Consider the following 25,027-nt stretch of genomic DNA (forward strand, 5'->3'; position numbering starts at 1 on the left):
CGGTCATACCTCGGGTCTGCTCTCGTTCAGACAACCCATTCATGCTCCAGTCGCCACAAGATGTTCGTGGATGTCACGTTGCGGTAACGTCGGTTTGGCAATCCGGACACCATTTACGTAGAGGCAGGACGCCGCAACTCCGTGACCGCCGTACGGGTTATAGCCTTTCTCCACCACATGCAGGTCGGTGTTTTTGAGTACGGTTTGCATATCATGTTTTCCGCGCGCCACCAGTTCATCGATATAGGGGCTGCTGCCAAACAGCGACACGTACATGGAGTTGGGCGCATAAAGAGGGTGTTCGAAGTAGCTCGCCAGTTCGGCGTCTTCTTCATAAGGTTGCACGAAGAACACCGGGGCAAAGAACTCTTTGTAATTGCCCCCCAGAGACAACGGTCGTTCAAACACGGTGGGACGTATCAATCCACTGATCGGGTTGATTTCACCGCCGTATGTGCAGTGCTCCCGATACTCCTTGAACATCTTGACCACTTTCAGGGTGTGATCAGGATCGCTGTTAGGTCCTACGATATTCTCTTTGCAGGCATAGTCTCCGACATGCCCCTCGCATTTGGACAGTTCTTCGCGCAGGCGATGAATGAATTCGGCATGGACATCTCGGTGTACCAGAATGCTGTTGGGACCTGCGCAATCCTGCCCCTGATTGTAAAGCACCACTCGCAGGGCACTTTCGATGGCGGTGTCGATCGAGGCATCGGCAGCCACTACCAAGGGGTTATGGCCCGCTCCGTTGAGAATGAACAAGGTGCGCTTGAGGTAGGACTTGCGGACCTTGGTCGCGTTTTCCGGTGTGCCGGTAAAGATCACTGCATCTGAGATAGCGGCAGTCTGGCTGACGAATGTCTCTTTATCTGCGAATGAGATGTTCAGGTTCGGGAAAAAACGCGTCAACTGCAGGGATTCCAGCAGTTTTCTATAGTGCGAGTGCATGGCGGTAGGCGGTCGAAGCCAGGCTTCATCGGCCATCAATGAAGGAACGATACCAAAGCATGTCGTTGCATAGATGGGTTGGTTGAGTGGCAGATAACTTGTGACGCAATGCACCTTGCGCTCAAAGAACGGACTATTGAGTTCCAGGTTCTCCAGAAGCTCGACGCAACGTTCGATTTCATCCACCGCTACGTTGTAGCACTCGAACCCTGAAAGGCTCTCGGCAATCGCTTCTTTATTGTCTCGAAGATGCTGCGCAAAGGCTGCGGCACGTGCCTTGACTTCCAGAAAATCGATGGCCTCCAGAACTCGTCCGCTGCCTGATGCAGGCACAGCAGGGGTCGAGCGCTGGATGTCATGCGACTCGGTAATGGCTTGGTTGACTTGCGCGCTCATGGTTTCACTCTCCCTGTGATTGATTGCCTGTTCGATCCGTGATTCGAGTTCCATACAAAAAGCCTGCACGCCTATGCGAGTGATGTATTCCTCCAGCCGTGGTCCGCTTTCCTCACCGAACAGGCAGGCATACAGCATCCGGTAAGCCATGTTGTGACTGGGGGCGCCAACCTGATCAAAGAGGTGTGTAAGCGGTGTGTCCGCCATGGGTTTGTGATGCAGTGACAGTTGTTTGAATTGTTCTGACAGTCGATACAGGAGTGATTCGGCGTACTCATTGATCAGGCGTGGCTTGAAGCGTGGGGCAATCCGTTCCTGATAGTAGGTAAACGCTTTCTGTATGACGTGGGTGAAGGTTTCATCCGCGAGAATGTCCTGCCGGATTTTTTCGTGCTTGAGCAGGTAATGGTAAGCCGCATCAATATCACCGGGATGGCAGGCGGTCAGGATGTTCAGTATCCGCTGGTAGGTGGAGAGACGTTTGCGATGAGTCGGTTGGCGGTGGAAATAAGCAACCGGGTTGTCATCGTCTCCTGCTACCAGCCGTGCATGGTCGGCACAGTAATTGTCATACGCTTTGATCGACACCTGTGGGTGAAAACGAGTAGTGCGGTAAGGGTTGCTGAACATGAAATGCTGCAACGCTTCTTCAGGCATGTACTTGCTGACTTGCTCCAGCGAGAAACCGTTGCCTTTGCTTTTGGATATTTTCTTGCCGGCAATATCGGTAAAGAGCCCGTACTTCATCAGGATCGGAGCTTGTACTTCCAGAACTGCGCAGATATCACGCACGGTATTCGCGGAGTCAGTCAGGTCCTCACCATGCATTTCAAAAGAGATATTGCGGTGAATCAGGCGCATTGCCCAATCGGCTTTCCATTGTAATTTGCAGTATCCGTCCAATACCGACGTGGTGATATCCTCGCCAATTGGCTCATCGGTGTAGTATTCCTGAGAGGTAATACTGTACTCCTCGCCGGGTCTGTTGATCAGCAGATCCGGGGGAATCCGATACGTTATCTCTCCTCGCTGAAGATCCACGTTGCGGACGACCAGATGCTCAATGATCCGTCCGGAAAATCGCGACACGGGCATGAACATGCTGTAGCTCTTTCTGCGGGTGATCCCCAGACGTGATGCCACCACTTGGTTGATCGACTCCATTCGAGCGAGAAACTGCCGAATGGTCGAGTTGTAGTAGCCGGACCGATAAAGCGTACTGTTTTCTATCAGTTGATAATCCAGCCCATAGGGGGCCAGTGCATGATCAAGTCGGGCGTTGATACCGGCCGACAGACTTCTCGCTTTCTCGAACGGGTCGGGAATATCGCACAATGGCAATCCCAGGCAGCTCTGCAGAGCCTGTGACTGAGCAAAGGTCGCAGGCACTTTCCTCAGGGCGTCCATGTCGTCGGAAACAATAAGAAGCCGGGTATCCTTGCCAGATATTCGTTCAAAAGCTGTTCTGACGATGCTGACGCGCAACACCTCACACAAGGTTCCGATATGAGGCAGTCCGGAGGGACCAAAGCCCGCGCCGAAGGCAACCGTTTCTTTATTATCGGCAGTTCTTTCCTGAATTTGCCGAGCAAGACTTTTCCACCACATGCAATGAACTTCCTGTTTGATGCAATTAACCGTCCCCCGCAGGACGTGATGTAAAAAGCGATAACGTCATCGCTGATAGACACGGCAAAGCCCTGACTCGCTATCGGAAGGTTGTGAGGCCCGAATGGCGAGTGGGTGTTTTTTCAGAGGGGAGGCGAGAAGGTAAAGGCAAAAAGAATGCAGCGACGACTGTTCGTCACCTGGCCATCTAGCCAGGCCATGTCCTTGTGGGCATGCATCAGATATAACGACGGGTTCACTAGGGAAAGCGACATGGGAGATATCAATAGTCAGATAATTGCCCATACGTCTATGCCGTATGTGCAGTATTCAATTACAGGCAGATAACCGTAAACCTGAATAACCTGTTATCTGCCAACCCTTGTAAAATGCAGCGTCCTGATCTGGTATTGATGCTTATCGTGAGTGCTCTCTTCTTGAGGGCTGACGATAAGTTGTCCGAGCTTACGCCAGCCTTTTATTGAAATTCAATCCCTGCACGCCATGAAAAACTTTCAACCAGTGACTTATTCATCTTGCCCACCCTTGTGAGCGCGTTCTTTATTCGTCTCTGCATCATGGACAAGGCTGGTGCGCGTTTTCAGACCTGGGTGAGAAACGCCGTACGAGCCAGATAACCCATGAGACCAGATGCAATTTTGCTCTTGCTCCGCTAGCATTAGCGGTCTTCCGCTTCCCAGTTGCGACGGTTTTCAATGAGTTATCAGGTTCTTGCACGTAAATGGCGTCCGCGCTCGTTCCGCGAAATGGTCGGCCAGACTCATGTGCTGAAGGCCCTGATCAATGCGCTGGACAGCCAGCGGCTGCACCATGCCTATCTGTTCACCGGCACCCGTGGCGTCGGCAAGACGACCATTGCGCGGATCATCGCCAAGTGCCTGAACTGCGAAACCGGCATTACTTCAACGCCTTGCGGCACGTGTTCGGTCTGTCAGGAAATCGACGAGGGCCGTTTTGTCGACCTGATCGAGATCGACGCCGCGAGCCGGACCAAGGTCGAGGACACCCGCGAGTTGCTGGATAACGTCCAGTACGCACCGAGCCGCGGGCGCTTCAAGGTCTACCTGATCGACGAAGTGCACATGCTGTCCAGCCACTCGTTCAATGCGCTGCTCAAGACCCTTGAAGAGCCGCCGCCCTACGTCAAGTTCATCCTGGCGACCACCGACCCGCAAAAGCTGCCGGCCACGATTCTGTCGCGCTGCCTGCAGTTCTCGCTGAAAAACATGACCCCCGAGCGTGTGGTCGAGCACTTGAGCCATGTGCTGGGTGTCGAGAATGTGCCGTTCGAGGACGACGCGCTCTGGCTGTTGGGCCGTGCGGCCGATGGTTCGATGCGTGATGCCATGAGCCTGACCGATCAGGCGATTGCTTTCGGTGAAGGCAAGGTCATGGCGGCGGATGTGCGCGCCATGCTGGGCACGCTGGATCATGGTCAGGTGTTCGATGTGCTGACCGCCTTGCTTGAGGGCGATGCACGCGGGTTGCTGGAGGCCGTGCGTCATCTGGCCGAGCAGGGGCCTGACTGGAATGGCGTGCTGTCGGAGATTCTCAACGTCCTGCACCGCGTGGCCATTGCCCAGGCGCTGCCCGAGGGTGTCGACAACGGTCATGGTGACCGTGATCGCGTACTGGCGCTGGCCCAGGCGCTGCCCGCCGAAGATGTACAGTTCTATTACCAGATGGGCCTGATCGGACGTCGCGATCTTCCTCTGGCGCCGGACCCGCGTGGCGGCTTTGAAATGGTGCTGCTGCGCATGCTGGCCTTCCGGCCTGCCGAGAGCGCCGATGCGCCGAGACAGCCGCTAAAGCCAGTGGGGATCAACCAGGCCGCAGTTGATTCCCGGCCTCCGGTGGCAGTTGCCACTGCCGTTGCTCCCGTCACGCCTGTTGCTGCGCCGGCTCCGGTTGTCGCGCCTGCGCCTGTCGTTGAAAAACCTGCGCCCGAGCCCGTGCAGCCGCCTGTTCAAGACGCTGCGCCGGTCGAGGAAATCGATCTGCCATGGATCGAGTCCAAGGCGCCTGTTGCCGAGCCGGTGCCTGAGCCTGTCGCCGAGCCAGAGCCGGAGCCCGTGCTGGAAACCGTGGCCGAGCAGCCCGAGCTGACGCCGATGCCTGCGCCCGAGCCTGCCAGCCCGGTGCCGGATGCGCCGCAGGTCCAGCAGCCCGAGCCGGTGGCCGAGCAGCAGGTGACTCCGGGCATGCTTGAGGCGATTCCGGATTCGGCCTATATGTCCGCCCCGATGGATCGCGACGACGAGCCGCCTGCGGATGACGATTATGTAGAGCCGGATATCGACATCGATCCTGCTTCCTATAGCTATCTCGATGAGCTGGCCCACGAAAGTGTCACCGAAGCCGAGCCATCTGAGCCCGAGCCAGAACCGGCTGCAATGCCGGCCACGGGCCTTGCGCTGCAATGGCTGGAAATGTTCCCGCAGTTGCCGATTTCAGGCATGACAGGCAGCATCGCCGCCAACTGCACACTGATCAAGGCCGAAGGCGATAACTGGCTGCTGCACCTGGACCCGGCCCACAGCGCCTTGTTCAACTCGACTCAGCAGCGTCGCCTCAATGATGCGTTGAACCAGTTCCATGGCCGCACGATCAATTTGAGTATCGAGCTGATCAAGCCCGAGCAGGAAACCCCGGCTCAGGCGGCGTCCCGCTTGCGTGCCGAGCGTCAGCGTCAGGCCGAGGCTTCGATTCATGCCGATCCGTTCATCCAGCAGATGTTGCAACAGTTTGGCGCAGTGATCCGGGAGGATACGATCAAACCCGTGGACGCTCCCGTAGCGCAGACTCATTAACTGACGGCTCGACGCCTGTGGCGTTGCGCAAACGAACCATCCATTTTCGAGGAGATATCCCATGATGAAAGGTGGCATGGCTGGCCTGATGAAGCAGGCCCAGCAAATGCAGGAAAAAATGGCCAAGATGCAGGAAGAGCTGGCCAACGCGGAAGTGACCGGCCAATCGGGCGCAGGCCTGGTGAGCGTGGTGATGACCGGTCGTCATGACGTCAAGCGCATCACGCTGGATGACAGCCTGATGCAGGAAGACAAGGAAGTGCTGGAAGATCTGGTGGCTGCCGCCGTCAACGACGCCGTGCGCAAGGTCGAACAGGCCAGCCAGGAAAAGACCGCCAGCATGACCGCAGGCATGCAATTGCCGCCGGGCATGAAGCTGCCTTTCTAAGGCCGGTTCTCTGCACCGATCAATGCCAGGCCCAGTGCCTGGCATTTTTTTGTCCTGCCTTCAGGAGACCAGTTGTGGGAGGGGCCTTGGCCGCGACGACTTGTTTGAAGGCAACACATTTTCAGCGCCTTCACACTTGGTCGTCGCGGCCAAGGCCCCTCCCACGGATTGTGCCCCCAGTAGCACCGGCAACAAAGCACGCTGGGTTTGGTTGACGCTCACAGCAAGGCACGGGTATAAACCGCGTCTTGTGTTTTTGTCGGACCTTTCTCCATGAGCTTCAGCCCCCTGATTCGCCAACTGATCGATGCCTTTCGCGTGCTGCCGGGTGTCGGTCAGAAAACCGCTCAACGCATGGCGTTGCAGTTGCTGGAGCGGGACCGCAGCGGTGGCTCGCGCCTCGCACTGGCGTTGAGCCAGGCCATGGAAGGTGTCGGTCACTGCCGCTCCTGTCGCACCCTGACCGAAGAAGACCTGTGCCCGCAATGCGCCGATCCTCGTCGCGACGACACGCTGCTGTGCGTGGTCGAAGGGCCGACGGATGTCTATGCGGTGGAACAGACCGGCTATCGCGGCCGTTACTTCGTGCTCAAGGGCCACCTGTCGCCACTGGACGGTCTGGGTCCTGAAGCCATTGGCATCCCGCAATTGCTGGAGCGCATCAACGAGCAGGGCACCTTCACGGAAGTGATTCTGGCCACCAACCCGACAGTGGAAGGTGAAGCCACGGCGCATTACATCGCCCAGTTGCTCAATGAAAAAGGCCTGATCGCTTCACGCATCGCCCATGGTGTGCCATTGGGTGGCGAGCTGGATCTGGTGGATGGCGGGACACTGGCGCATTCGTTTGCAGGGCGCAAGCCGATAGCCTTGTGAGGTTTTTTCGCGACTGAATTCGCTCCCACTGTAGGAGCGAATTCATTCGCGAACAGAGGCAAATTACTGCTCGTTCAGCGCAAAGCTGGTCAGGCAGAAGGTCGGGATATTCATGTCGACCAGACGCTGAGAACCGCCCAGTTCCGGCAGGTCGATGATGGCTGCGGCTTCGTGAATATGCGCGCCCATGCGGCGGATCAGGTTGGCGGCGGCGATCAGGGTGCCGCCTGTGGCGATCAGGTCATCGAACATCACCACAGAGTCGCCATCGCACAGGCTGTCGGCATGCACTTCCAGGTAGGCTTCGCCGTATTCGGTCTGGTAGCCCTCGGACAGTACGTCTGCCGGTAGCTTGCCCTGTTTGCGGAACAGGATCAGCGGCTTGTTCAGCTCATAGGCCACGACCGAGCCGATCAGGAAGCCACGTGCATCCATGACGCCCACATGGCTGAAATCGGCGTCGATGTAACGCTGCACGAAGCTGTCGATCACCTGGCGGGTCGCCCTGGGTGACTGGAAGAGCGGGGTGATGTCGCGAAAGACCACGCCTGGCTTGGGGAAGTCCACGACTGGGCGAATCAGGGATTTGAAGCTTAATTCATCGAAAATCATTACATAGGATCCGGGGCAAGGTTGGCCGGTAGTTTAAGCCGACCCGCCCAGGATCGCACGTTTCAACTTTCCATTGCCCCGCCAGCCAGGGCACAGAGCTGGATCGGGTCCAGAATATGGATCTCCTTGCCTTCGGCCGCAATCAGCTGATTCTGCTGGAAGCGGGTGAATACGCGGGACACGGTTTCCACGGCCAGACCCAGGTGATTGCCGATTTCGTTGCGGGACATGCTCAGGCGGAACTGGTTGGCCGAGAAGCCGCGTGCCCGGAAGCGGGCCGACAGGTTGATCAGGAAGGTCGCAATACGCTCGTCGGCGGTCTTTTTCGACAGCAGCAGCATCATTTGCTGGTCATCGCGGATCTCGCGGCTCATGACGCGCATCAGTTGCCGACGCAGTTGCGGGAGTTGCACGGACAGCTCGTCGAGACGCTCGAAAGGGATTTCACAGACCGACGTGGTTTCCAGAGCCTGGGCTGAAACCGGGTAAGCCTCGGAGTCCATCCCGGACATGCCGACCAGTTCGCTGGGCAGGTGGAAACCGGTGAGCTGTTCTTCACCGCCGTCACTGATATTGAAGGTTTTCAGGGCACCTGAACGTACGGCATAGACAGAGGAGAAGGTATCGCCCTGGCGAAACAGGAATTCGCCTTTCTTCAGCGGGCGACCACGCTTGACGATTTCGTCGAGGGCATCCATGTCTTCCAGGTTCAACGACAGCGGCAGACAGAGCGGCGCGAGGCTACAGTCCCTGCAATGGGCCTGGGTATGAGCACGCACTTTGACCGGCTCGGACATCACTTAATTCCTTGTGGGAAATCACACATAGGTCGTAAGGGTAACTCACGCACTGTGGCTTAGACCAGTGCGCGAAGTGTTCTCGGGTATCAAGGTTGTGTCGAGTGTGTCGATAAACTTACACAGCTCTAACCTTCAGGCAGGTCTTCTCATGTCGTTGTCAGGTCCGATCATCGGCTCCATCAATATTCACACGCCTGCGGTTCCAACGCCGGTCGCTCCCGTTCAGTCCGACACTGTGGTGCCTGTAAAAGAAACGAAGGGCATTGAGGTGAATCTGTCGAGCGCGGGCAAGGCTGCGGCGTCTTCGTCGTCGAAAAACTCGGATATCGAACAGAGCGGTCTTCCGGAATCGGTCCAGAAAATTCTCAAGGCCATTCGCGAACTGCAAAAGAAAATCGCGGAGACCATGGAGAAGATCCAGGAAGTGCTCAACGACAAGACGCTGAGTTACGACGAACGTCAGACCCGTGCCACTGCACTGCAAACGGTGCTGGGCATGTTGCAGCGGCAGGTGAGCAATTCCACCGCTGACATGGCCACCCTCATGAACCAGCTGCAGGCCAGCGATGCCGACAAGGTCAAGGCCGGGATTCTGGTCATGGCCAAGATGTAAGCGTTCATATCACCCGCGAAAACCGCTGGCGGTTCTGCTGGTTCAGATAACCATCGAACACCATGCACACCGAACGCACCAGCAGACGACCGGCAGGCAGGACATTGATGCCGGTTGCGGTCAGCTCGATCAGCCCGTCCTGGGCCATTTCGGTCAGTTGCGGCCAAAGCCCCTCGAAATAACCTCTGAAATCGATGTTGAAGGCGTGTTCGATCTCGTTGAAGTCGAGGTCGAAATGGCAGATCAACTGCTGGATCACGGCGCGTCTGATCCGGTCGTCCTCTATGCAGACCAGCCCTCGCTTGGTTGCCAGTTGATCGCTGGCCAGCAGCCCTTGATAGTCGTTCAGGTCGCTGCTGTTCTGGCAGTACAGGTCGCCGATCTGACTGATCGCCGATACGCCCAGGCCAATCAGGTCGCAATGGCCGTGGGTGGTGTAGCCCTGGAAATTGCGCTGCAGGGTCAGTTCTTCCTGGGCAACGGCCAGTTCATCATCGGGCAGGGCGAAGTGGTCCATGCCGATGTAGCGATAACCGGCCTTGGTCAGTTGCTCGATGGTGCGCTCCAGCATCAGCAGTTTGGTTTCCGGGCTGGGCAGGTCGGCGTTGTCGATGCGCCGTTGGGGCATGAAACGTTCGGGCAAGTGGGCGTAGTTGAACACCGACAGGCGATCGGGTTGCAGGCTGATGATCTCGTTGACGGTATGGGTGAAGGCGTCGAGGGTCTGTTTGGGCAGCCCGTAGATCAGGTCGATGTTCACCGAGCGAAATTGCAGCGTGCGTGCGGCTTCGACGATGGCGCGGGTTTCTTCCAGGCTTTGCAGACGATTGACGGCGCGCTGGACGGCCGGGTCCAGGTCCTGCACTCCCAGGCTGACACGGTTGAAGCCCAGTTCGCGCAACAGGCCCATGGTGGACCAGTCGGCTTCCCGAGGGTCGATTTCAATGCCGTAGTCGCCTGAGTCGTCATCGAGCAGGTTGAAGTGGGTACGCAGTTTCGTCATCAACTGGCGCAGTTCGTCGTGGCTGAGGAAGGTCGGCGTACCGCCACCAAAATGCAGTTGCTCGACGACCTGGCCCGGCGCGAGATGGCTGGCCAGCATCTGGATTTCCTGTTCGAGCCGTTGCAAGTAGGCCTGGGCACGACCGCGATCCTTGGTGACCACTTTATTGCAGGCGCAGTAGTAACAAATGTTCGCGCAGAACGGGATATGAACGTACAGCGACAAGGGCCGCACGGCTTTGCGGCTGTCACGCAGGGCGTGAAGCAGGTCGAAGGCGCCGACTTGTGTGTGAAATTGCACTGCGGTCGGGTAGGACGTGTAGCGCGGTCCTGCCAGGTCGTAGCGGCGGATCAGATCTGAGTCCCAACGAATGGCGTCGAGCATGCGGGCATTCCCCCGGATAGGCTGGCAATGCGAGTGAGTCTACGGAGCTGTCTGTGAGCGGGTGTTGATGTGCGTCAAATACGCGCGCAGGGTCTTTGTGTGCAGCTCAGTGTCCCATGAGCCAGTGCTGATGCGGACCGGGCAGGGTCCACAGGCCGAACAGGATCACCAGCAGGCCACCAGCCATGCGGATGCCGCGTTTGCGCAATAAGGCTGTGGTGCGCTCGGCGGCCAGCCCGGTGGCGAGCAGCACGGGCCAGGTGCCCAGGCCGAAAGCGAGCATGAGCAAGGCGCTGTTCATTGCATTGCCCTGGCTGGCCGCCCACAGCAAGGTGCTATAGACCAGCCCGCACGGCAGCCAGCCCCAGAGCGCGCCCAGCAACAAGGCCCGCGGCAGGCTCGATACCGGCAAGAGGCGGTTTGCAACGGGCTGGATATGTCGCCAGAGGACGCGCCCCAGGCTTTCGATGCGGGTCAGGCCGCTCCACCAGCCTGCGAGATACAGGCCCATGGCAATCAGCAGCAGGGCGGCGATGACGCGCATCGCCATGGCCAGCGGGCTGTTGGCCACGGCCCAGCCTGCCAGCCCGAGCAACAGGCCGGCGCAGGCATAGCTGAAGATGCGTCCCAGGTTGTAGGCCAGCAGCAGGCGAAAGCGGCGGCTGCGTTGTTCCTTGGGAATAGCCAGGGTCAAGGCGCCCATCAGGCCACCACACATGCCCAGGCAATGACCGCCGCCCAACAGGCCGAGAATCAAAGCGGACAGCAACAGGGGAACGAGTTCAGGCATCAGGCTTTGTCTCGTCCTGCTTCAACGGCGTGCTCTTGCGCACGGCTTCATTCTGGGCGGCCTGGTGGTTGGGGTCCTGGTCGTCGAACAGAATGCTGTGGGCCGGACCTTCCATGTCGTCGTATTGCCCGCTGTCCACCGCCCAGAAAAACACATAGATCGCGATGGCGACCAGCAGCAGCGCGGCGGGGATCATGATGTAGAGCGCGGGCATAAAGCCTCCGGAACCGGCTGTCGAATGACGGACGCAGGCGCCTTGGTAGTGGGCAGACGGGTCAGGCGCAAGGCGTTGAGCACAACCGTCAGTGAACTGATGGACATGCCGACCGCCGCCCAGACAGGTGTGATCCAGCCCAGCGCCGCGAACGGCAGCATGAGGCCATTGTACAGCCCGGCCCACAGGAGGTTTTCGATAATCACCCGGCGAGTGCGCCGCGCCAGGCTGAAGGCTTGCACCAGTGCCTGCAAGCGATTGGACAGCAGCACCGCATCCGCGCTGGTTTTCGCCAGGTCCGTAGCTGAACCCATGGCGATGCTGATATCGGCCGCTGCCAGCACCGGCACGTCATTGACGCCATCGCCCAGCATCAGCACCTTGCGGCCCTGGGCATGCAGTTGTTGCAGCATCGCCAGTTTGTCGTCTGGGCGCAGGCCGCCATGGGCTTCGTCGATGCCCAGTTCGGCGGCAACGCTGGCGACCATGGGCGAGGTGTCGCCGGACAGCAGCAGGGTTTTCCAGCCCCGTGTCTTGCAGGCCTGCACAAGTTCGTTGGCATCCTCGCGCAGGCGGTCATCCAGAACCAGCCATGCCAGTGGCGAACGGGTATCGCCCAGCAGCAACCATTGGCCCGCTTCATCGGGCATGGCCGGAATCTCGCTGGCGCTCAGTTCGCAGACAAAACCTGGCTGACCGATGCGCAGGCGATGGCTGCCCACGATGCCTTCCAGGCCAAGGCCCGGTGTGCTGTGAACCTCTTCTGCAGCAAGCGGTGCGCGACCGAAGGCCCGGGCGATGGGGTGTTCCGAACGGTTTTCCAGGGCCGCGGCCAGACTCAGACAGGTGTCGGCATCCAGTTCGCCAAGGGGGTGGATGCTGCGCAGGGTGAGTCGGCCTTCGGTCAGGGTGCCGGTCTTGTCGAAAATCACCGTGTCGATCTGGTTCAGGCCTTCGAGCACATGACCGCGGGTCAGCAGCAGGCCGAGTTTGTGTAAGGTGCCGGTGGCGGCGGTCAGGGCGGTCGGGGTTGCCAGTGACAGGGCGCAGGGGCAGGTGGCGACCAGCATCGCCAGGACAATCCAGAAGGCGCGGGCCGAATCGATCTGCCACCAGCACAGGCCGATGACGGCAGCGGCGATCAGCGACCCCAGCAGGAACCATTGCGCTGCGCGGTCGGCGATTTCCGCCAGCCGGGGTTTTTCCGTCTGTGCGCGTTCCAGCAGGCGCACGATGGCCGAGAGGCGGGTTTCATGGCCCAGCGCCTGGACATGGATTGTGAGCGGGCCTTCGACATTGAGCGTACCGGCGGTCACGCTGTCGCCTGTGCGTCTCTGTTGCGGCAGGTATTCGCCGGTCAGCAGCGATTCATCGACGCTGGACTGGCCTTCCAGCACCTTGCCGTCGGCCGGGATGACGGCACCGGGATGCACCAGAATCCGGTCGTTCAGACGCAATTCGCTGAGCAGGATGCGTTGGGGCTGGCCGTCATCGTCCAGGCGCAGGCACGAGGCGGGTAGCAGGTTGACCAGTTGCGCGGTGGCAGCGGCGGTGCGTTCTCGTGCGCGACGCTCCAGATAACGACCCGCCAGCAGAAACAGCGCAAACATGCCCGCCGCATCGAAATACAGCTCGCCAGTGCCGGTGATGGCGGTCCAGATGCCGGCCAGATAAGCGCCGCCGATCGCCAGCGACACGGAAACATCCATGGTCAGGTGACGGGTGCGCAGGTCGCGCATGGCCCCCCGAAAGAAGGGCGCGCAACTGTAGAAAATGATGGGCGTGGTCAGGAACAGCGCGACCCAGCGCAGGATGGTATGCATCTCGGGGCTGAGGTCGATATTGAATTCCGGCCATGTGGCCATGGTCGCCATCATCGCCTGGAACCACAGCAGCCCCGCTACACCCAGTTGACGCAAGGCCAGACGGTTTTCCCTGGCCAGTTGCTCGGTGGCGCGATCAGGCTGGTAAGGGTGAGCGGCGTAGCCGATGTTGCGCAGTTCGTTCAGTAGCTGGCTCAGTGGCAACTGGCTGTCAGCCCAGCGCACATGCAGGCGATGGCTGGACAGATTGAGCTGTGCCTCGGCGACGGCCGGCAGGCTGCGCAGATGACGTTCGATCAACCAGCCACAGGCTGCGCAACTGATGCCTTCCATCAGCAGTGTGGTTTCGGACAGTTCGCCTTCATGGCGCACGAAGGGTGCCTGCACATCGGGGCGGTCATACAGTGCCAGTTCATCCGCCAGTTGCGCGGGAAGGCTCTCGGGGTTGACCGAGGTTTCGCTACGGTGGCTGTAGTAACTTTCCAGCCCGCCCGCGACGATGGCCTGGGCCACGGCCTGACAGCCCGGGCAGCACAGCTCGCGGGTTTCCCCGAGCACGACGGCGGTGAAGCGGCTGCCCGATGGAACGGGCAGGGCGCAGTGGTAGCAGGGGATGGTCATGTTGGAGCGAATTCATTCGCGAACAGGCGGATCACCGCTCTATCTGCCACCTCAATTCTTCCCTTGCAACGGTTCATCACCCAGGTTCAGCGATGCCGTATGGTTGACCTGTTCTTCTTCGAACAGACGCCAGGTCTGCCCGTTTTCGGTGCCCAGCAGTTCGACGAAGCGACGGCCTTCGATCCTGTCCTGCAACTGGCCGATGTATCGACCGGCTTCGGTGGGGCTGCGGGTCAGGAAGATACGGCGGTCCTTGTCCGGCTGGGTCGGGGAGATCAGGTTCAGTTCCAGGCGCTCGGGCTGGCTGTTGCCGCTCAGGTGCAGTTCGGCTTCGCCGGTCAGGTCGTCCAGATGGATGCTGGCGCGCACCTTGAGGGTCTGGGCCAGCAGTTCGCGGTTGAGCGAGCGATTGATGCCTTTGCCGGCTTCGTAATAATTGTCGTTGACCAGATTGTCCGGGTTATTCACGGCAATAGTCACCATGGACAGGCTCAGTGTCACCGAGCAGGCCAGGATGCCGATGATGATCCATGGCCAACGGTGCCTGTACCAAGGACTTGAAGCGAGTGCGACTGACATGGCGGGTGTCCCTTAGCGTATTTGTGGGCCGATGAACCGGCTCTTGGCTTCGACATGGGTGTCACTGTTGTCGATGTCCTTGAGGATGAATGTCACCTCGTTGGTGCTCGACGGCATTTTCTCGGGCGCGCTGGACAGCTCTATCGCAATGCTGAGGATATCGCCTGCCGCCACCTTGAGTTCACGTCGGCCCTGCAGTTTCAGGTCCGGCAGGCCGGTGGCGTCGAGGACGTAGGTGTGATCGACCTGATCCTTGTTCATCACCTTGAGGCTGTAGACGTTTTCGATGCGGCCTTCGGCGTTTTCGCGATACAGCACGCGGTCCTTGCTGACATCGAAACCCACCAGCGAGCGCATGAAGAAGGCGCTGACCAGGAAGCCGATCATCAGCAGCAGGACCAGGGCATAGCCAATCAGGCGCGGGCGCAGTTTATGGGTGACCTGGCCTGAGAGGTTGTGTTCGGTGGTGTAGCTGATCAGGCCGCGTGGGTAGTTCATCTTGTCCATGACGGTATCGCAGGCGTCGATGCAGGCCGCGCAGCCGATGCATTCGATCTGCAACCCTTCGCGAATGTCGATGCCGGTAGGGCAGACCTGAACGCACAGGGTGCAGTCGATGCAGTCGCCCAGGCCCTGTGCCTTGTGGTCCACGTCTTTCTTGCGCGGGCCACGGTTTTCACCACGGCGCGGGTCGTAGGAGACGATCAGGGTGTCCTTGTCGAACATGACGCTCTGGAACCGCGCATAGGGGCACATGTGCACGCACACCTGCTCGCGCAGCCAGCCGGCATTGCCATACGTGGCCAGGGTGAAGAAGCCGATCCAGAAATAGGCCCAGCCGTCGGCTTGCCCTGTGAACAGTTCGATGCTCAGGTCGCGTATGGGGGAGAAGTAGCCGACGAAGGTCAGGCCGGTGACGAAGCCGATCAGCAGCCAGAGGCTGTGCTTGGCGAATTTGCGCCCGAACTTGTTGGCGCTCATGGGGGCCTTGTCGAGCTTGATGCGCTGGTTGCGGTCGCCTTCGGTGACCTTTTCACACCACATGAAAATCCAGGTCCAGACGCTTTGCGGGCAGGTATAGCCGCACCAGATGCGTCCGGCATAAACCGTGATGAAGAACAGGCCGAAGGCGCTGACGATCAGGATGCCTGACAGGAGGATGAAGTCCTGAGGCCAGAAGGTGGCGCCAAAGATGTAGAACTTGCGCTCCGGCAGGTTCCACCACACCGCCTGATGCCCGCCCCAGTTCAGCCAGACCGTACCGAAATACACCATAAACAAGGCAAGCCCGCCCAGCATGCGCAGGTTGCGAAACCGGCCTTTGAAGGCGCGGGTGTAGATGTTTTCCCGCGCAGCGTAGAGGTCAACGGTATTACCGTCATTCTTGGGTGGCGGGGTGATGTTCTGTACGGGAATCCGGTTGTTCATTGGGGCGTCCCACGGCAGTGGAAAAATGCCACAGCCAGTACGTGCCGACTGAGGTCAAGAGCGGTTTTTTATGGCGTCCATGATACGCCTGCCCTTATACCCCAAGGCTGCGACCTTTGGCCGCGTTGGGTTCCTTCAGCGGTTCGTGTAGGTGATCTGGATCAATTGACAGGGTAATTAAAGTTGCCGGTCAGCGGGGTGCCGCTCGGTAAGGTGCCTGTTCTTCGTGCAACTGGCTGACCCAGGGGTTGAGCACCGGGACGCCACAATGCTGGAAATCGGCGGTGTTTCGGGTCACCACTTTCATGCCATGAACCAGGGCCGTGGCTGCGATCAGTGCATCGCATTCGCTGCGCGGATCGGGAATGTGCATCCGGGCACAGCGCTTGGCCACGACGGTGTCCACGGCCAGGATTCGTCCGGCGAACGCTTTCAATACGTGATGCTCCAGCCATGTACGCAGCGCCGCGCCCTGGATGGGGTCACGGCGTTCTATGCGCAATACGCCTGTTTCCAGCTCCATGATCGTGATGGCCGAGATAAACAGGCTGGCGGCCGGATGTTCGTGTGCCCATCGGACCACATTCGTGTCGGCGTTGCGCTTTCTGAGTTCGGATACCACATTGGTATCGAGCAGGAACATCAGGACAGGTCCACAGAGCGAGGTATGAGATCGGCCCGCTGAGGCTCGAAATCGATATCCATGTCTTCAGGCATGATCAGCATGTCGACGATGCTGGCAGAGCCGCCAGTCAGTTTTCGATAGTCTTCTATGGAGAGCAGGACATGGGCAGGGCGACCTCTGTCGGTGATGAAGACCGGCCCGTCGTTCGCGGCCTTCTTGGCCCCGCTGGTGTCCTGATTGAATTCGCGGCTGGAAAGCGTTGTCGTCATGAAGGTAACCTCCTGGAAGATGTAGACATGTTTCTATATTACTGACTCAAGCAGTCTAGCCGTGTAGAAACATGACTACAACAGAAATGTATTGTCCAAATGCAACAGCCCCGCTAGTTGAGGGCGGGGCTGTCTTGTCGAACCGGTCACTGAGGTTCGGCGGGTTTTTCCTGGCGTGACAGGCTGTAGATGTAAGCAGCCAGCAGATGGACCTTGTCATTCCCTTGTGTCGCTTCCTGGGCAGGCATCTGGCCCTGACGACCGTAGCGGATGGTCTGTTGCAGTTGCGCAAAGCTTGATCCGTAGATGAATGCGCTCGGGTGGGTCAGGTCTGGCGCGCCCAGCACTTGCATGCCTTTACCTTCCGGGCCATGGCAGGCCACGCAATTGGTCGCGAATATCTTCTGTCCTGCCACCGGGTCGGCTTTGGCGTCCTCGGGCAGTTTGCGGCCGTCGAGCCCCGTCAGGATGTAGGCCGAGACGTCACGCACGCCTTGCTCGCCCACCACTTCACCCCATGCTGGCATCACCGCATGACGGCCTTTGAGGATCGAGGTCTTGATGGTCTGCGGGTCGCCGCCCCAGCGCCAGTCGGCGTCGGTGAGGTTGGGGAAGCCGTAGGCGCCCTTGGCGTCCGAGCCGTGACAGACCGAGCAGTTGGAGGCGAAAAGACGACCGCCCATTTTCAGGGCCTGCGGATCCTTGGCGACGTCCTCGATGGGCATCGCTGCGTATTTGGCGAACAGCGGCCCGAAACGGTTCTCGGCGCGGGCGATTTCCTTTTCCCATTCATGGACGCCGGTCCAGCCTTGCTGGCCATCCGAAAACTGGCGCTGTTTTTCGTTGTCCGCATAGGTGTAACCGGGCAGCAGGCCTTTCCAGTTGCCCAGGCCCGGATACAGCGCCAGATAGCCCAGAGCGAACACGATGGTGCCCACGAACAGCATGAACCACCAGCGAGGCAGCGGGTTGTCGTATTCCTCGATGCCGTCGAAGGAGTGACCCACGGTTTCTTCGGTCGATTCCTCGCGCTGGCCCTTGCGGGTTGCCAGCAGCAGCCAGGTCAGGGCGAAAAGGGTACCCAGGGTCAGGACCGTGACATACAGGCTCCAGAACGTGGTCATTCTTTGTTGCTCCTGGAGTCGCTGGCTTGCTGCTTGAGCTGTTCGATGGCTTGCGGGTCGTCTGCGAAAGGCAGCAGGGTCGCGTCGTCGAATTCAGCCTTGCGCCTTGGGCTGAAGACCCACAGCGCCAGCCCGATGAAAGCCACCATCACCACCAGTGTGCCCAGGCCTCGAATCATTCCGATATCCATTGTGCTCACCGTTTGCTCTTGATGATTGTGCCAAGGCCTTGCAGGTAGGCCACCAGTGCGTCCATTTCGGTCTTGCCTTTGACGGCGGCTTCGGCACCCGCGATGTCTGCATCGGTATAGGGTGTGCCGAGGGCGCGCAGGACTTCCATCTTTTTGGCGGTTTCCTTGCCATCGAGCTTTTTCTCGACCAGGAAGGGGTAAGCCGGCATTTTCGATTCGGGCACCACATTGCGCGGGTTGTACAAGTGAGCGCGATGCCAGTCATCCGAGTAGCGTCCACCGACGCGGGCCAGGTCCGGACCGGTACGCTTGGAGCCCCACAGGAACGGGTGATCCCAGACGCTTTCGCCTGCTACCGAGTAATGACCATAGCGCTCGGTTTCGGCGCGGAACGGGCGGATCATCTGCGAATGGCAACCCACACAACCGTTGGCGATGTACACGTCGCGGCCTTCGAGCTCCAGGGCGGTGCGCGGTTTCATGCCTTCGACCGGTTTGTTGGTCACGTCCTGAAAGAACAGCGGCACGATCTGGGTCAGGCCGCCGATGCTCACGGCAATGACCATGAAGAAGGCCAGCAGGCCAATGTTCTTTTCGAGTACTTCATGTTTCATCAGTGAGCTCCCACGACAGCGATCCGGGCTGCGGCTTCGGCTTCTTTCGGATCTGAGGCCCTGACGGTACGCCATACGTTCCAGGCCATCAGCAGCATGCCGCTGGCGAAGATCGCACCGCCGATCATGCGCACGACATAGCCCGGATGGCTGGCCTGTAGCGCTTCGGCGAAGGAGTAAGTGAGTGTGCCGTCGTTATTGATCGCCCGCCACATCAGGCCCTGGGTAATGCCGTTGACCCACATGGATGCGATGTAAAGCACCGTGCCGATGGTGGCAAGCCAGAAGTGGGCGTTGATCAGGCCGATGCTGTGCATCTGCTGGCGACCGAAGACTTTCGGAATCATGTGATAGACAGCGCCGATGGAGATCATGGCAACCCAGCCCAATGCACCGGCGTGTACATGGCCGATGGTCCAGTCCGTGTAATGCGACAGCGAGTTCACGGTCTTGATGGCCATCATCGGACCTTCAAAGGTGGACATGCCGTAGAACGCCAGGGATACCACCAGGAAACGCAGGATCGGATCGGTACGCAATTTATGCCAGGCGCCGGAGAGGGTCATCATGCCGTTGATCATGCCGCCCCAGCTCGGGGCCAGCAGGATGATCGACATCACCATGCCCAGCGACTGTGCCCAGTCCGGCAGGGCGGTGTAATGCAGGTGGTGCGGACCGGCCCAGATGTACAGGGTGATCAGCGCCCAGAAATGCACGATGGACAGGCGATAGGAATAGATCGGCCGCTCCGCCTGCTTGGGCACGAAGTAATACATCATCCCCAGAAAGCCCGTGGTCAGAAAGAAGCCCACGGCGTTGTGCCCGTACCACCACTGGATCATGGCGTCGGTCGCACCCGCGTACGCCGAGTAGGATTTGAACAGGCTCACCGGCAACGAGATATGGTTGACGATGTGCAGCATGGCGGTCACCAGAATAAAGGCGCCGTAGAACCAGTTGCCGACATAGATGTGTCTGGTATTGCGTCGGGCGATAGTGCCGAAGAACACCACGGCGTAGGTGACCCAGACAATGGCCAGCAGAATCGCGATGGGCCATTCGAGTTCGGCGTATTCCTTGGTTGTGGTGTAACCCATGGGCAGGGTGATGATTGCGCTGACGATCACCGCTTGCCAGCCCCAGAAGGTGAAAGCGGCCAGGCCATCTGAAATCAGTCTTGTCTGGCAGGTTCGCTGCACCACGTAATACGAGGTGGAAAACAGTGCGCAGCCACCGAAAGCGAAGATCACCAGGTTGGTGTGCAGCGGTCGCAGGCGCCCGAACGTGGTCCATTCCAGATCAAGATTCAGGCTTGGCCAGACCAGCTGCGCGGCAATGAAAACGCCGAGCCCCATGCCGACGATCCCCCAGACTACCGTCATGATGGCGAACTGGCGGACCACCTTGTAGTTATAAGCGGTCGGGCTGATTGCTGTGCTCATTTGCAGAGTTCCACGGTGCAGTATTTATGGATATTCAGAAGGCCACGAACCTGCCCTCGGCAGATGCCGGGCAAGTATTTGCACTGAAACGAAGGCCCTTTGAGGCAGGTTCCAGGAACACCGGAACACAGCCGACGCGGACCGAAAAAGGCGGGATGGACAGGTCGATGACACATGCCGGTAAATGCGCGAAGCATTTACTTCCCATGACCTGTGGCCAGCTAATGCCAGTCCACTGCGGGCAAGCTTAGTCGTGAAAGGCGGGCATGGGAAGTCGAGAGAGAAGGGTGCAAGGAAGTGAGAGAATTCCGCACCCCGTTGCAGGGTGCGGAATTCAGTGGTGCTCCGGGAGGCGTTGTTACTGTGACTGCTTTTCCCTGCGCTCGAGTTGATCAGGACTCTGAGAAAGGCTGTACACATACGCGGCCAGCAATTGCACTTTGTCATTACCCAGCAAATCGGCCTGAGCAGGCATATGACCCTGTCGACCCAGTCTGATGGTCTGTTGCAGCTGTGCAAGGCTGGTCCCGTAAATGAAGCCGCCCGGTTGCGTAAGGTCTGGGGCGCCCATAGCTTCGACGCCTTTACCTGTCGCACCATGACACGCTACGCAAGTCGAGCTGAATATTTGCTGTCCGGCAGACAGATTGCTCGTGTCATCGGCAGGCAGCGGCAGACCGGCCAGGGAGTGGCGAACATAGGCCGCGACGTTCTTGACGCCTTCTTCACCGATGACCTGACCCCAGGCCGGCATGGCGGCGACCCGGCCCAGCATGATGCTGTTCTTGATGGTGTCGGCATTGCCTCCCCAGCGCCAGTTGGTGTCGGTGAGATTCGGAAAACCATAGGCACCCTTGGCGTCCGAGCCATGGCAGACCGAACAGTTGGAAGCGAACAGGCGGCCGCCCATTTTCAGGGCTTGTGGGTCCTTGGCGACTTCCTCTACCGGCATGGCGGCGAACTTTGCAAAGATGGGACCGAATCGGGCGTCGGCCCGGTCCATTTCCTTTTCCCATTCATGGGCGCCGGTCCAGCCGTTTTCGTAACCGGGCATGATGCCTTTCCAGTTGCCCAGGCCCGGGTAGAGGATCAGGTAGCCGACCGCGAACACCAGAGTGCCCGCGAAGAGCATGAACCACCATTGCGGCAACGGGTTGTCGTACTCCTCGATGCCGTCGAAGCTGTGGCCCATGGTCTGGTCGGTGCTGCCTTTGGTTTCGCCTTTGCGTGTGCCGATCAACAGCCAGGTCAGCCCGATCAGGCTGCCGAGGGTCAGCACGCAGATATAGGTGCTCCAGAAGGTGGTCATGGCTGGTTACTCCGCACGGCAGGTTGTTCCGTTTCAGGTTTCGCGTCAGTGCCTTGTGGCTGAGGCTCGTCGGCAAAGGGCGCCATGCGGGCCTCGGCGAAATCCGGGTTGCGTTTGCTGCTGGATACCCACAGGGACATCCCGATGAAGGCGATCGCCACGATCAAGGTGCCGAGGCCGCGCAGGTCTTGAATATCCATGGCTCACCTCTTGCTCTTGATGGAAGTGCCGAGCACTTGCAGGTAGGCCACCAGTGCGTCCATTTCGGTCTTGCCCTTGAGGCTGGCAACGGCGCCGGCGATATCGGCATCGGTGTAAGGCACGCCCAGGGTGCGCATGGCGCGGATCTTGGCTTCGGTATGGCTGCTGTCCACTGGCTGGGTGACCAGCCACGGGTAAGCAGGCATTTTCGATTCCGGTACGACGTTGCGCGGGTTGTACAGGTGGGCGCGGTGCCAGTCGTCCGAGTAGCGTGCACCCACTCGTGCCAGGTCCGGGCCGGTGCGCTTGGAGCCCCACAGGAACGGGTGATCCCAGACGCTTTCGCCCGCCACCGAGTAGTGACCATAGCGTTCGGTCTCGGCACGGAACGGACGGATCATCTGCGAGTGGCAGCCGACGCAACCTTCGCGAATATAGATGTCGCGGCCTTCGAGTTGCAGCGCGGTGTAGGGCTTCATGCCTTCGACCGGCTTGTTGGTCACGTCCTGGAAGAACAGCGGCACGATCTGGGTCAGGCCACCGACGCTGACGGCCAGTACCATCAGGATCATCAACAGCGTGACGTTCTTTTCGATCACTTCATGTTTCATGGTCAGCTCCTCAGGCCATCTGCGCGGCAGCGGTGGCTTCGACCGGGCTATAGGCCCGCACGGTGCGCCAGGTGTTCCAGGCCATCAGCAGCATGCCGATGAAGAAGATGGCGCCTCCGGCCAGACGGACGATGAAGCCTGGATGGCTGGCCTGCAGTGCTTCGACGAAGGAGTAGGTGAGGGTGCCGTCCTCGTTCACGGCGCGCCACATCAGGCCTTGAGTGATGCCGTTGACCCACATCGAGGCGATGTACAGCACTGTGCCGATGGTGGCGAGCCAGAAGTGCGCGTTGATCAGGCCCATGCTGTGCATCTGCTGGCGACCGAAGACTTTGGGAATCATGTGATACAGCGCGCCAATGGAAATCATCGCCACCCAGCCCAGGGCGCCGGCGTGGACGTGGCCGATGGTCCAGTCGGTGTAGTGGGACAGGGCGTTGACGGTCTTGATGGCCATCATCGGACCCTCAAAGGTCGACATGCCGTAGAACGCCAGGGACACCACCAGAAAGCGCAGGATCGGATCGCTGCGCAACTTATGCCAGGCGCCCGAGAGGGTCATCATGCCGTTGATCATCCCGCCCCAGCTCGGAGCCAGAAGAATCAGCGACATCACCATGCCCAGCGACTGCGCCCAGTCCGGCAGGGCGGTGTAATGCAGATGGTGGGGACCTGCCCAGATGTACAGGGTGATCAGCGCCCAGAAGTGCACGATGGACAGGCGATACGAATACACCGGCCGCTCGGCCTGCTTGGGCACGAAGTAGTACATCATCCCCAGAAAGCCCGCGGTCAGGAAAAAACCTACCGCGTTGTGCCCGTACCACCACTGGACCATCGCATCGGTTGCACCGGCGTACAGCGAGTAGGACTTGGTCAGGCTGACCGGGATTTCCAGGTTGTTGACGATGTGCAGAATCGCCACGGTCAGGATGAAACCGCCGAAAAACCAGTTGCCGACGTAGATGTGTCTCGTGGTGCGCTTGGCCACGGTGCCGAAGAACACGATTGCATAGGCGACCCAGACCACGGCGATCAGGATGTCGATCGGCCATTCCAGTTCGGCGTACTCTTTTGAGGTGGTAAAGCCCAGGGGCAGGCTGATGGCTGCCAGCACGATCACCAGTTGCCATCCCCAGAACGTGAAGGCAGCCAGTTTCGGCAGAAACAGCCGGGTCTGGCAGGTACGCTGCACGGAATAGTAAGAGCTGGCGAACAGCGCGCAGCCACCAAAGGCGAAGATGACCGCGTTGGTATGAAGTGGACGCAAGCGACCAAAGCTTGTCCACGGCAGGTTGAAGTTGAGCTCTGGCCAAACCAGTTGGGCGGCCAGAAAAACGCCGAGGCCCATCCCGACAATTCCCCAGATCACCGTCATAATGGCGAACTGGCGAACCACCTGATAGTTATAGGCGGTACTGTTAGTTGTGTTCATTTAGGTGTGTATCCCATCCAGCTTGGTCGGGGCCATTACGCACGGTTATAGCTCCGGGTTATTGGCAGACTCATCAGAAGCGAGGCAAGCATGGGCATTGGGCAAGAGGCCGGTATTGACAGGGATCAATGCGTACAACTGGCACAGGACAACGGCTGGATCTGGACCGCGGCGCAGCCGGGAGTGGGGGATGGCAAGGCTACGCTGATTCTGGCTCATGGTGCCGGTGCGCCCATGGACAGCGATTTCATGAATGACATGGCTGCACACCTTGCTGCACAGGGCGTCAGCGTCATGCGCTTCGAATTTCCCTATATGGCGCAGCGACGACTCACGGGGGGGAAACGTCCGCCCAATCCACAGGCACAGTTACTCGATTGCTGGCGTCAGGTGCATGAGCGTGTGCGACCTCATGTCGCTGGGCGTCTGGCCATAGGCGGCAAGTCCATGGGCGGCAGAATGGCCAGCCTGATCGCCGATGAACTGCAGGTCGATGCGCTGGTGTGCCTGGGTTATCCGTTCTATGCCGTGGGCAAGCCCGAAAAGCCTCGGGTGGCGCATCTGGCCGATCTGCAGACGCGTGCCCTGATCATTCAGGGTGAGCGCGATGCGCTGGGTGATCGTGAAGCGGTGCAGGGTTATGAATTGTCGGCTTCGATCACTGTGCATTGGTTGCCGACCGCCAACCATGATCTCAAGCCCTTGAAAGTGTCGGGGCTGACCCACGAGCAATGTCTGGTGGAATCGGCGCAGCGGATTGCAGGGTTTCTGGCCTGATCACTTGCAGTACACATCGAAACAGCCCTCCGTGACCTCGAAATCAACCGCCGAGATACTGAAACTGAACACTCCTTGAAGACGCTGGTTTTGCCGGTCGACCTCGATCAGGGTGAAAGTACCGTCCTGAAAATGCGCAGAGTGATAAATGACGCTCTGCCAGTGCGGGCTCTCGTTGTAGACCACTTTGATGCGCTCATTGCCTGGCAGGTTGTAAGTACCGGGTTCCAGGTCCTTGTCGAAGAACAGGCCGATGCTGGTCCGCTTGTGGCCGACCTTGCCGTCGGCGATGATTTTCCAGATCCAGTGGCTGGGTGCCTGTGAAAGCTCCGGGCGCAGGGTCAACCTGCCCAGCAGGGAGGAAACCAGCAGCGGTTGCCTGTTGACACAGACCTTGAAGCTGCCTTCGCAGGAGGGCGGGCGCACGAAGCGTCTGGAGGGAATGACGGGGTGGCGCATGGTCTGGCTCTTGGAACGTGACGCGCATAGATGGAAAAAGGGCGTTACGCAGT

Annotated in this window: 25 protein-coding genes; 5 read left to right on the plus strand and 20 right to left on the minus strand. The window is 59.3% G+C overall.

Annotated elements, in window-relative coordinates:
* Positions 1 to 39: 39 nt before the first annotated feature.
* Complete coding sequence (locus KQP88_RS07825) at positions 40 to 2,955, minus strand: aldehyde dehydrogenase family protein (RefSeq protein ID WP_216705310.1); 2,916 nt, start codon at positions 2,953 to 2,955, stop codon at positions 40 to 42.
* Between the two features lie 716 nt (positions 2,956 to 3,671).
* Here KQP88_RS07825 and dnaX point away from each other — a divergent pair.
* The 3 genes from dnaX to recR all read left to right on the plus strand — a co-directional run bounded on the left by dnaX (position 3,672) and on the right by recR (position 7,050).
* Positions 3,672 to 5,786, plus strand: coding sequence for a DNA polymerase III subunit gamma/tau (gene dnaX, locus KQP88_RS07830; protein ID WP_216705311.1), 2,115 nt, complete (start codon positions 3,672 to 3,674; stop codon positions 5,784 to 5,786).
* 61 nt (positions 5,787 to 5,847) lie between these two features.
* Entirely contained in the window at positions 5,848 to 6,174 is a 327-nt protein-coding gene (locus tag KQP88_RS07835; RefSeq protein WP_117165369.1) for a YbaB/EbfC family nucleoid-associated protein, read from the plus strand.
* 273 nt (positions 6,175 to 6,447) lie between these two features.
* Positions 6,448 to 7,050 (plus strand): recombination mediator RecR, encoded by a 603-nt coding sequence (recR, locus tag KQP88_RS07840; RefSeq protein WP_216705312.1) that lies wholly within the window; start codon positions 6,448 to 6,450, stop codon positions 7,048 to 7,050.
* A gap of 63 nt (positions 7,051 to 7,113) precedes the next feature.
* Here recR and KQP88_RS07845 read toward each other — a convergent pair whose 3' ends face one another.
* Both KQP88_RS07845 and fnr read right to left on the minus strand, forming a co-directional pair.
* On the minus strand, positions 7,114 to 7,662 hold the full coding sequence (locus tag KQP88_RS07845) for an adenine phosphoribosyltransferase (RefSeq protein WP_200994123.1): 549 nt from the start codon (positions 7,660 to 7,662) through the stop codon (positions 7,114 to 7,116).
* Between the two features lie 62 nt (positions 7,663 to 7,724).
* Positions 7,725 to 8,459, minus strand: coding sequence for a fumarate/nitrate reduction transcriptional regulator Fnr (gene fnr / locus KQP88_RS07850; protein WP_198724791.1), 735 nt, complete (start codon positions 8,457 to 8,459; stop codon positions 7,725 to 7,727).
* 151 nt (positions 8,460 to 8,610) lie between these two features.
* On the opposite strand from fnr, the gene KQP88_RS07855 reads away from it, so the two are divergent.
* Positions 8,611 to 9,075: a chemotaxis protein gene (locus KQP88_RS07855; RefSeq protein WP_216705313.1), complete on the plus strand. Its 465-nt coding sequence runs from the start codon at positions 8,611 to 8,613 to the stop codon at positions 9,073 to 9,075.
* A 4-nt stretch (positions 9,076 to 9,079) separates the two neighbouring features.
* On the opposite strand, the gene hemN is transcribed toward KQP88_RS07855, so the two are convergent.
* The 16 genes from hemN to ccoN (KQP88_RS07935) form a co-directional block, all read right to left on the minus strand.
* Complete coding sequence (hemN, locus tag KQP88_RS07860) at positions 9,080 to 10,462, minus strand: oxygen-independent coproporphyrinogen III oxidase (protein ID WP_216705314.1); 1,383 nt, start codon at positions 10,460 to 10,462, stop codon at positions 9,080 to 9,082.
* Between the two features lie 106 nt (positions 10,463 to 10,568).
* The gene (locus KQP88_RS07865; RefSeq protein ID WP_216705315.1) at positions 10,569 to 11,252 is read right to left on the minus strand and encodes a sulfite exporter TauE/SafE family protein; all 684 of its coding nucleotides are present in this window, start codon (positions 11,250 to 11,252) and stop codon (positions 10,569 to 10,571) included.
* The gene (gene ccoS, locus KQP88_RS07870) at positions 11,245 to 11,466 is read right to left on the minus strand and encodes a cbb3-type cytochrome oxidase assembly protein CcoS (RefSeq protein WP_216705316.1); all 222 of its coding nucleotides are present in this window, start codon (positions 11,464 to 11,466) and stop codon (positions 11,245 to 11,247) included. The genes KQP88_RS07865 and ccoS overlap by 8 nt, the downstream gene beginning before the upstream one ends.
* Positions 11,445 to 13,910 (minus strand): heavy metal translocating P-type ATPase, encoded by a 2,466-nt coding sequence (locus KQP88_RS07875; RefSeq protein ID WP_216705317.1) that lies wholly within the window; start codon positions 13,908 to 13,910, stop codon positions 11,445 to 11,447. The genes ccoS and KQP88_RS07875 overlap by 22 nt, the downstream gene beginning before the upstream one ends.
* Before the next feature lie 51 nt (positions 13,911 to 13,961).
* Positions 13,962 to 14,489: a FixH family protein gene (locus KQP88_RS07880; RefSeq protein WP_095068399.1), complete on the minus strand. Its 528-nt coding sequence runs from the start codon at positions 14,487 to 14,489 to the stop codon at positions 13,962 to 13,964.
* Positions 14,490 to 14,501: 12 nt separating this feature from the next.
* On the minus strand, positions 14,502 to 15,917 hold the full coding sequence (gene ccoG, locus KQP88_RS07885; protein WP_216705318.1) for a cytochrome c oxidase accessory protein CcoG: 1,416 nt from the start codon (positions 15,915 to 15,917) through the stop codon (positions 14,502 to 14,504).
* 190 nt (positions 15,918 to 16,107) lie between these two features.
* Complete coding sequence (locus KQP88_RS07890; RefSeq protein WP_216705319.1) at positions 16,108 to 16,560, minus strand: type II toxin-antitoxin system VapC family toxin; 453 nt, start codon at positions 16,558 to 16,560, stop codon at positions 16,108 to 16,110.
* Positions 16,560 to 16,811: a type II toxin-antitoxin system Phd/YefM family antitoxin gene (locus tag KQP88_RS07895; protein ID WP_216705320.1), complete on the minus strand. Its 252-nt coding sequence runs from the start codon at positions 16,809 to 16,811 to the stop codon at positions 16,560 to 16,562. Before KQP88_RS07895 ends, KQP88_RS07890 begins: the two co-directional genes overlap by 1 nt.
* Before the next feature lie 146 nt (positions 16,812 to 16,957).
* Positions 16,958 to 17,935 carry a cytochrome-c oxidase, cbb3-type subunit III gene (gene ccoP, locus KQP88_RS07900; RefSeq protein ID WP_198724776.1) on the minus strand — a complete coding sequence of 326 codons (978 nt, stop codon included), beginning with the start codon at positions 17,933 to 17,935 and terminating at the stop codon, positions 16,958 to 16,960.
* A complete protein-coding gene (locus KQP88_RS07905) occupies positions 17,932 to 18,126 on the minus strand; it encodes a cbb3-type cytochrome oxidase subunit 3 (protein WP_200994113.1) in 195 nt (64 codons plus the stop codon). Before KQP88_RS07905 ends, ccoP (KQP88_RS07900) begins: the two co-directional genes overlap by 4 nt.
* 5 nt (positions 18,127 to 18,131) lie before the next feature.
* Positions 18,132 to 18,740: a cytochrome-c oxidase, cbb3-type subunit II gene (ccoO, locus tag KQP88_RS07910; protein WP_025259323.1), complete on the minus strand. Its 609-nt coding sequence runs from the start codon at positions 18,738 to 18,740 to the stop codon at positions 18,132 to 18,134.
* Positions 18,740 to 20,182: a cytochrome-c oxidase, cbb3-type subunit I gene (ccoN, locus tag KQP88_RS07915; protein WP_216705321.1), complete on the minus strand. Its 1,443-nt coding sequence runs from the start codon at positions 20,180 to 20,182 to the stop codon at positions 18,740 to 18,742. Before ccoN (KQP88_RS07915) ends, ccoO (KQP88_RS07910) begins: the two co-directional genes overlap by 1 nt.
* 358 nt (positions 20,183 to 20,540) lie before the next feature.
* The gene (gene ccoP / locus KQP88_RS07920; RefSeq protein WP_216705322.1) at positions 20,541 to 21,491 is read right to left on the minus strand and encodes a cytochrome-c oxidase, cbb3-type subunit III; all 951 of its coding nucleotides are present in this window, start codon (positions 21,489 to 21,491) and stop codon (positions 20,541 to 20,543) included.
* Positions 21,488 to 21,691 carry a cbb3-type cytochrome oxidase subunit 3 gene (locus KQP88_RS07925; RefSeq protein WP_216705323.1) on the minus strand — a complete coding sequence of 68 codons (204 nt, stop codon included), beginning with the start codon at positions 21,689 to 21,691 and terminating at the stop codon, positions 21,488 to 21,490. The genes ccoP (KQP88_RS07920) and KQP88_RS07925 overlap by 4 nt, the downstream gene beginning before the upstream one ends.
* Positions 21,692 to 21,694: 3 nt before the next feature.
* Positions 21,695 to 22,303 (minus strand): cytochrome-c oxidase, cbb3-type subunit II, encoded by a 609-nt coding sequence (gene ccoO, locus KQP88_RS07930; protein ID WP_216705324.1) that lies wholly within the window; start codon positions 22,301 to 22,303, stop codon positions 21,695 to 21,697.
* Between the two features lie 10 nt (positions 22,304 to 22,313).
* Positions 22,314 to 23,738: a cytochrome-c oxidase, cbb3-type subunit I gene (ccoN, locus tag KQP88_RS07935; RefSeq protein ID WP_200985742.1), complete on the minus strand. Its 1,425-nt coding sequence runs from the start codon at positions 23,736 to 23,738 to the stop codon at positions 22,314 to 22,316.
* Between the two features lie 90 nt (positions 23,739 to 23,828).
* On the opposite strand from ccoN (KQP88_RS07935), the gene KQP88_RS07940 reads away from it, so the two are divergent.
* On the plus strand, positions 23,829 to 24,515 hold the full coding sequence (locus tag KQP88_RS07940) for an alpha/beta family hydrolase (RefSeq protein ID WP_216705325.1): 687 nt from the start codon (positions 23,829 to 23,831) through the stop codon (positions 24,513 to 24,515).
* Here the strand turns inward: KQP88_RS07940 and KQP88_RS07945 are convergent, their stop codons facing one another.
* Positions 24,516 to 24,974, minus strand: a complete 459-nt coding sequence (locus KQP88_RS07945) for a hypothetical protein (protein WP_200985740.1) — start codon at positions 24,972 to 24,974, stop codon at positions 24,516 to 24,518. It lies immediately after the preceding gene.
* Positions 24,975 to 25,027: the final 53 nt, after the last annotated feature.

The sequence above is a fragment of the Pseudomonas lijiangensis genome, assembly GCF_018968705.1.
In the GTDB taxonomy this organism is placed as follows: domain Bacteria; phylum Pseudomonadota; class Gammaproteobacteria; order Pseudomonadales; family Pseudomonadaceae; genus Aquipseudomonas; species Aquipseudomonas lijiangensis.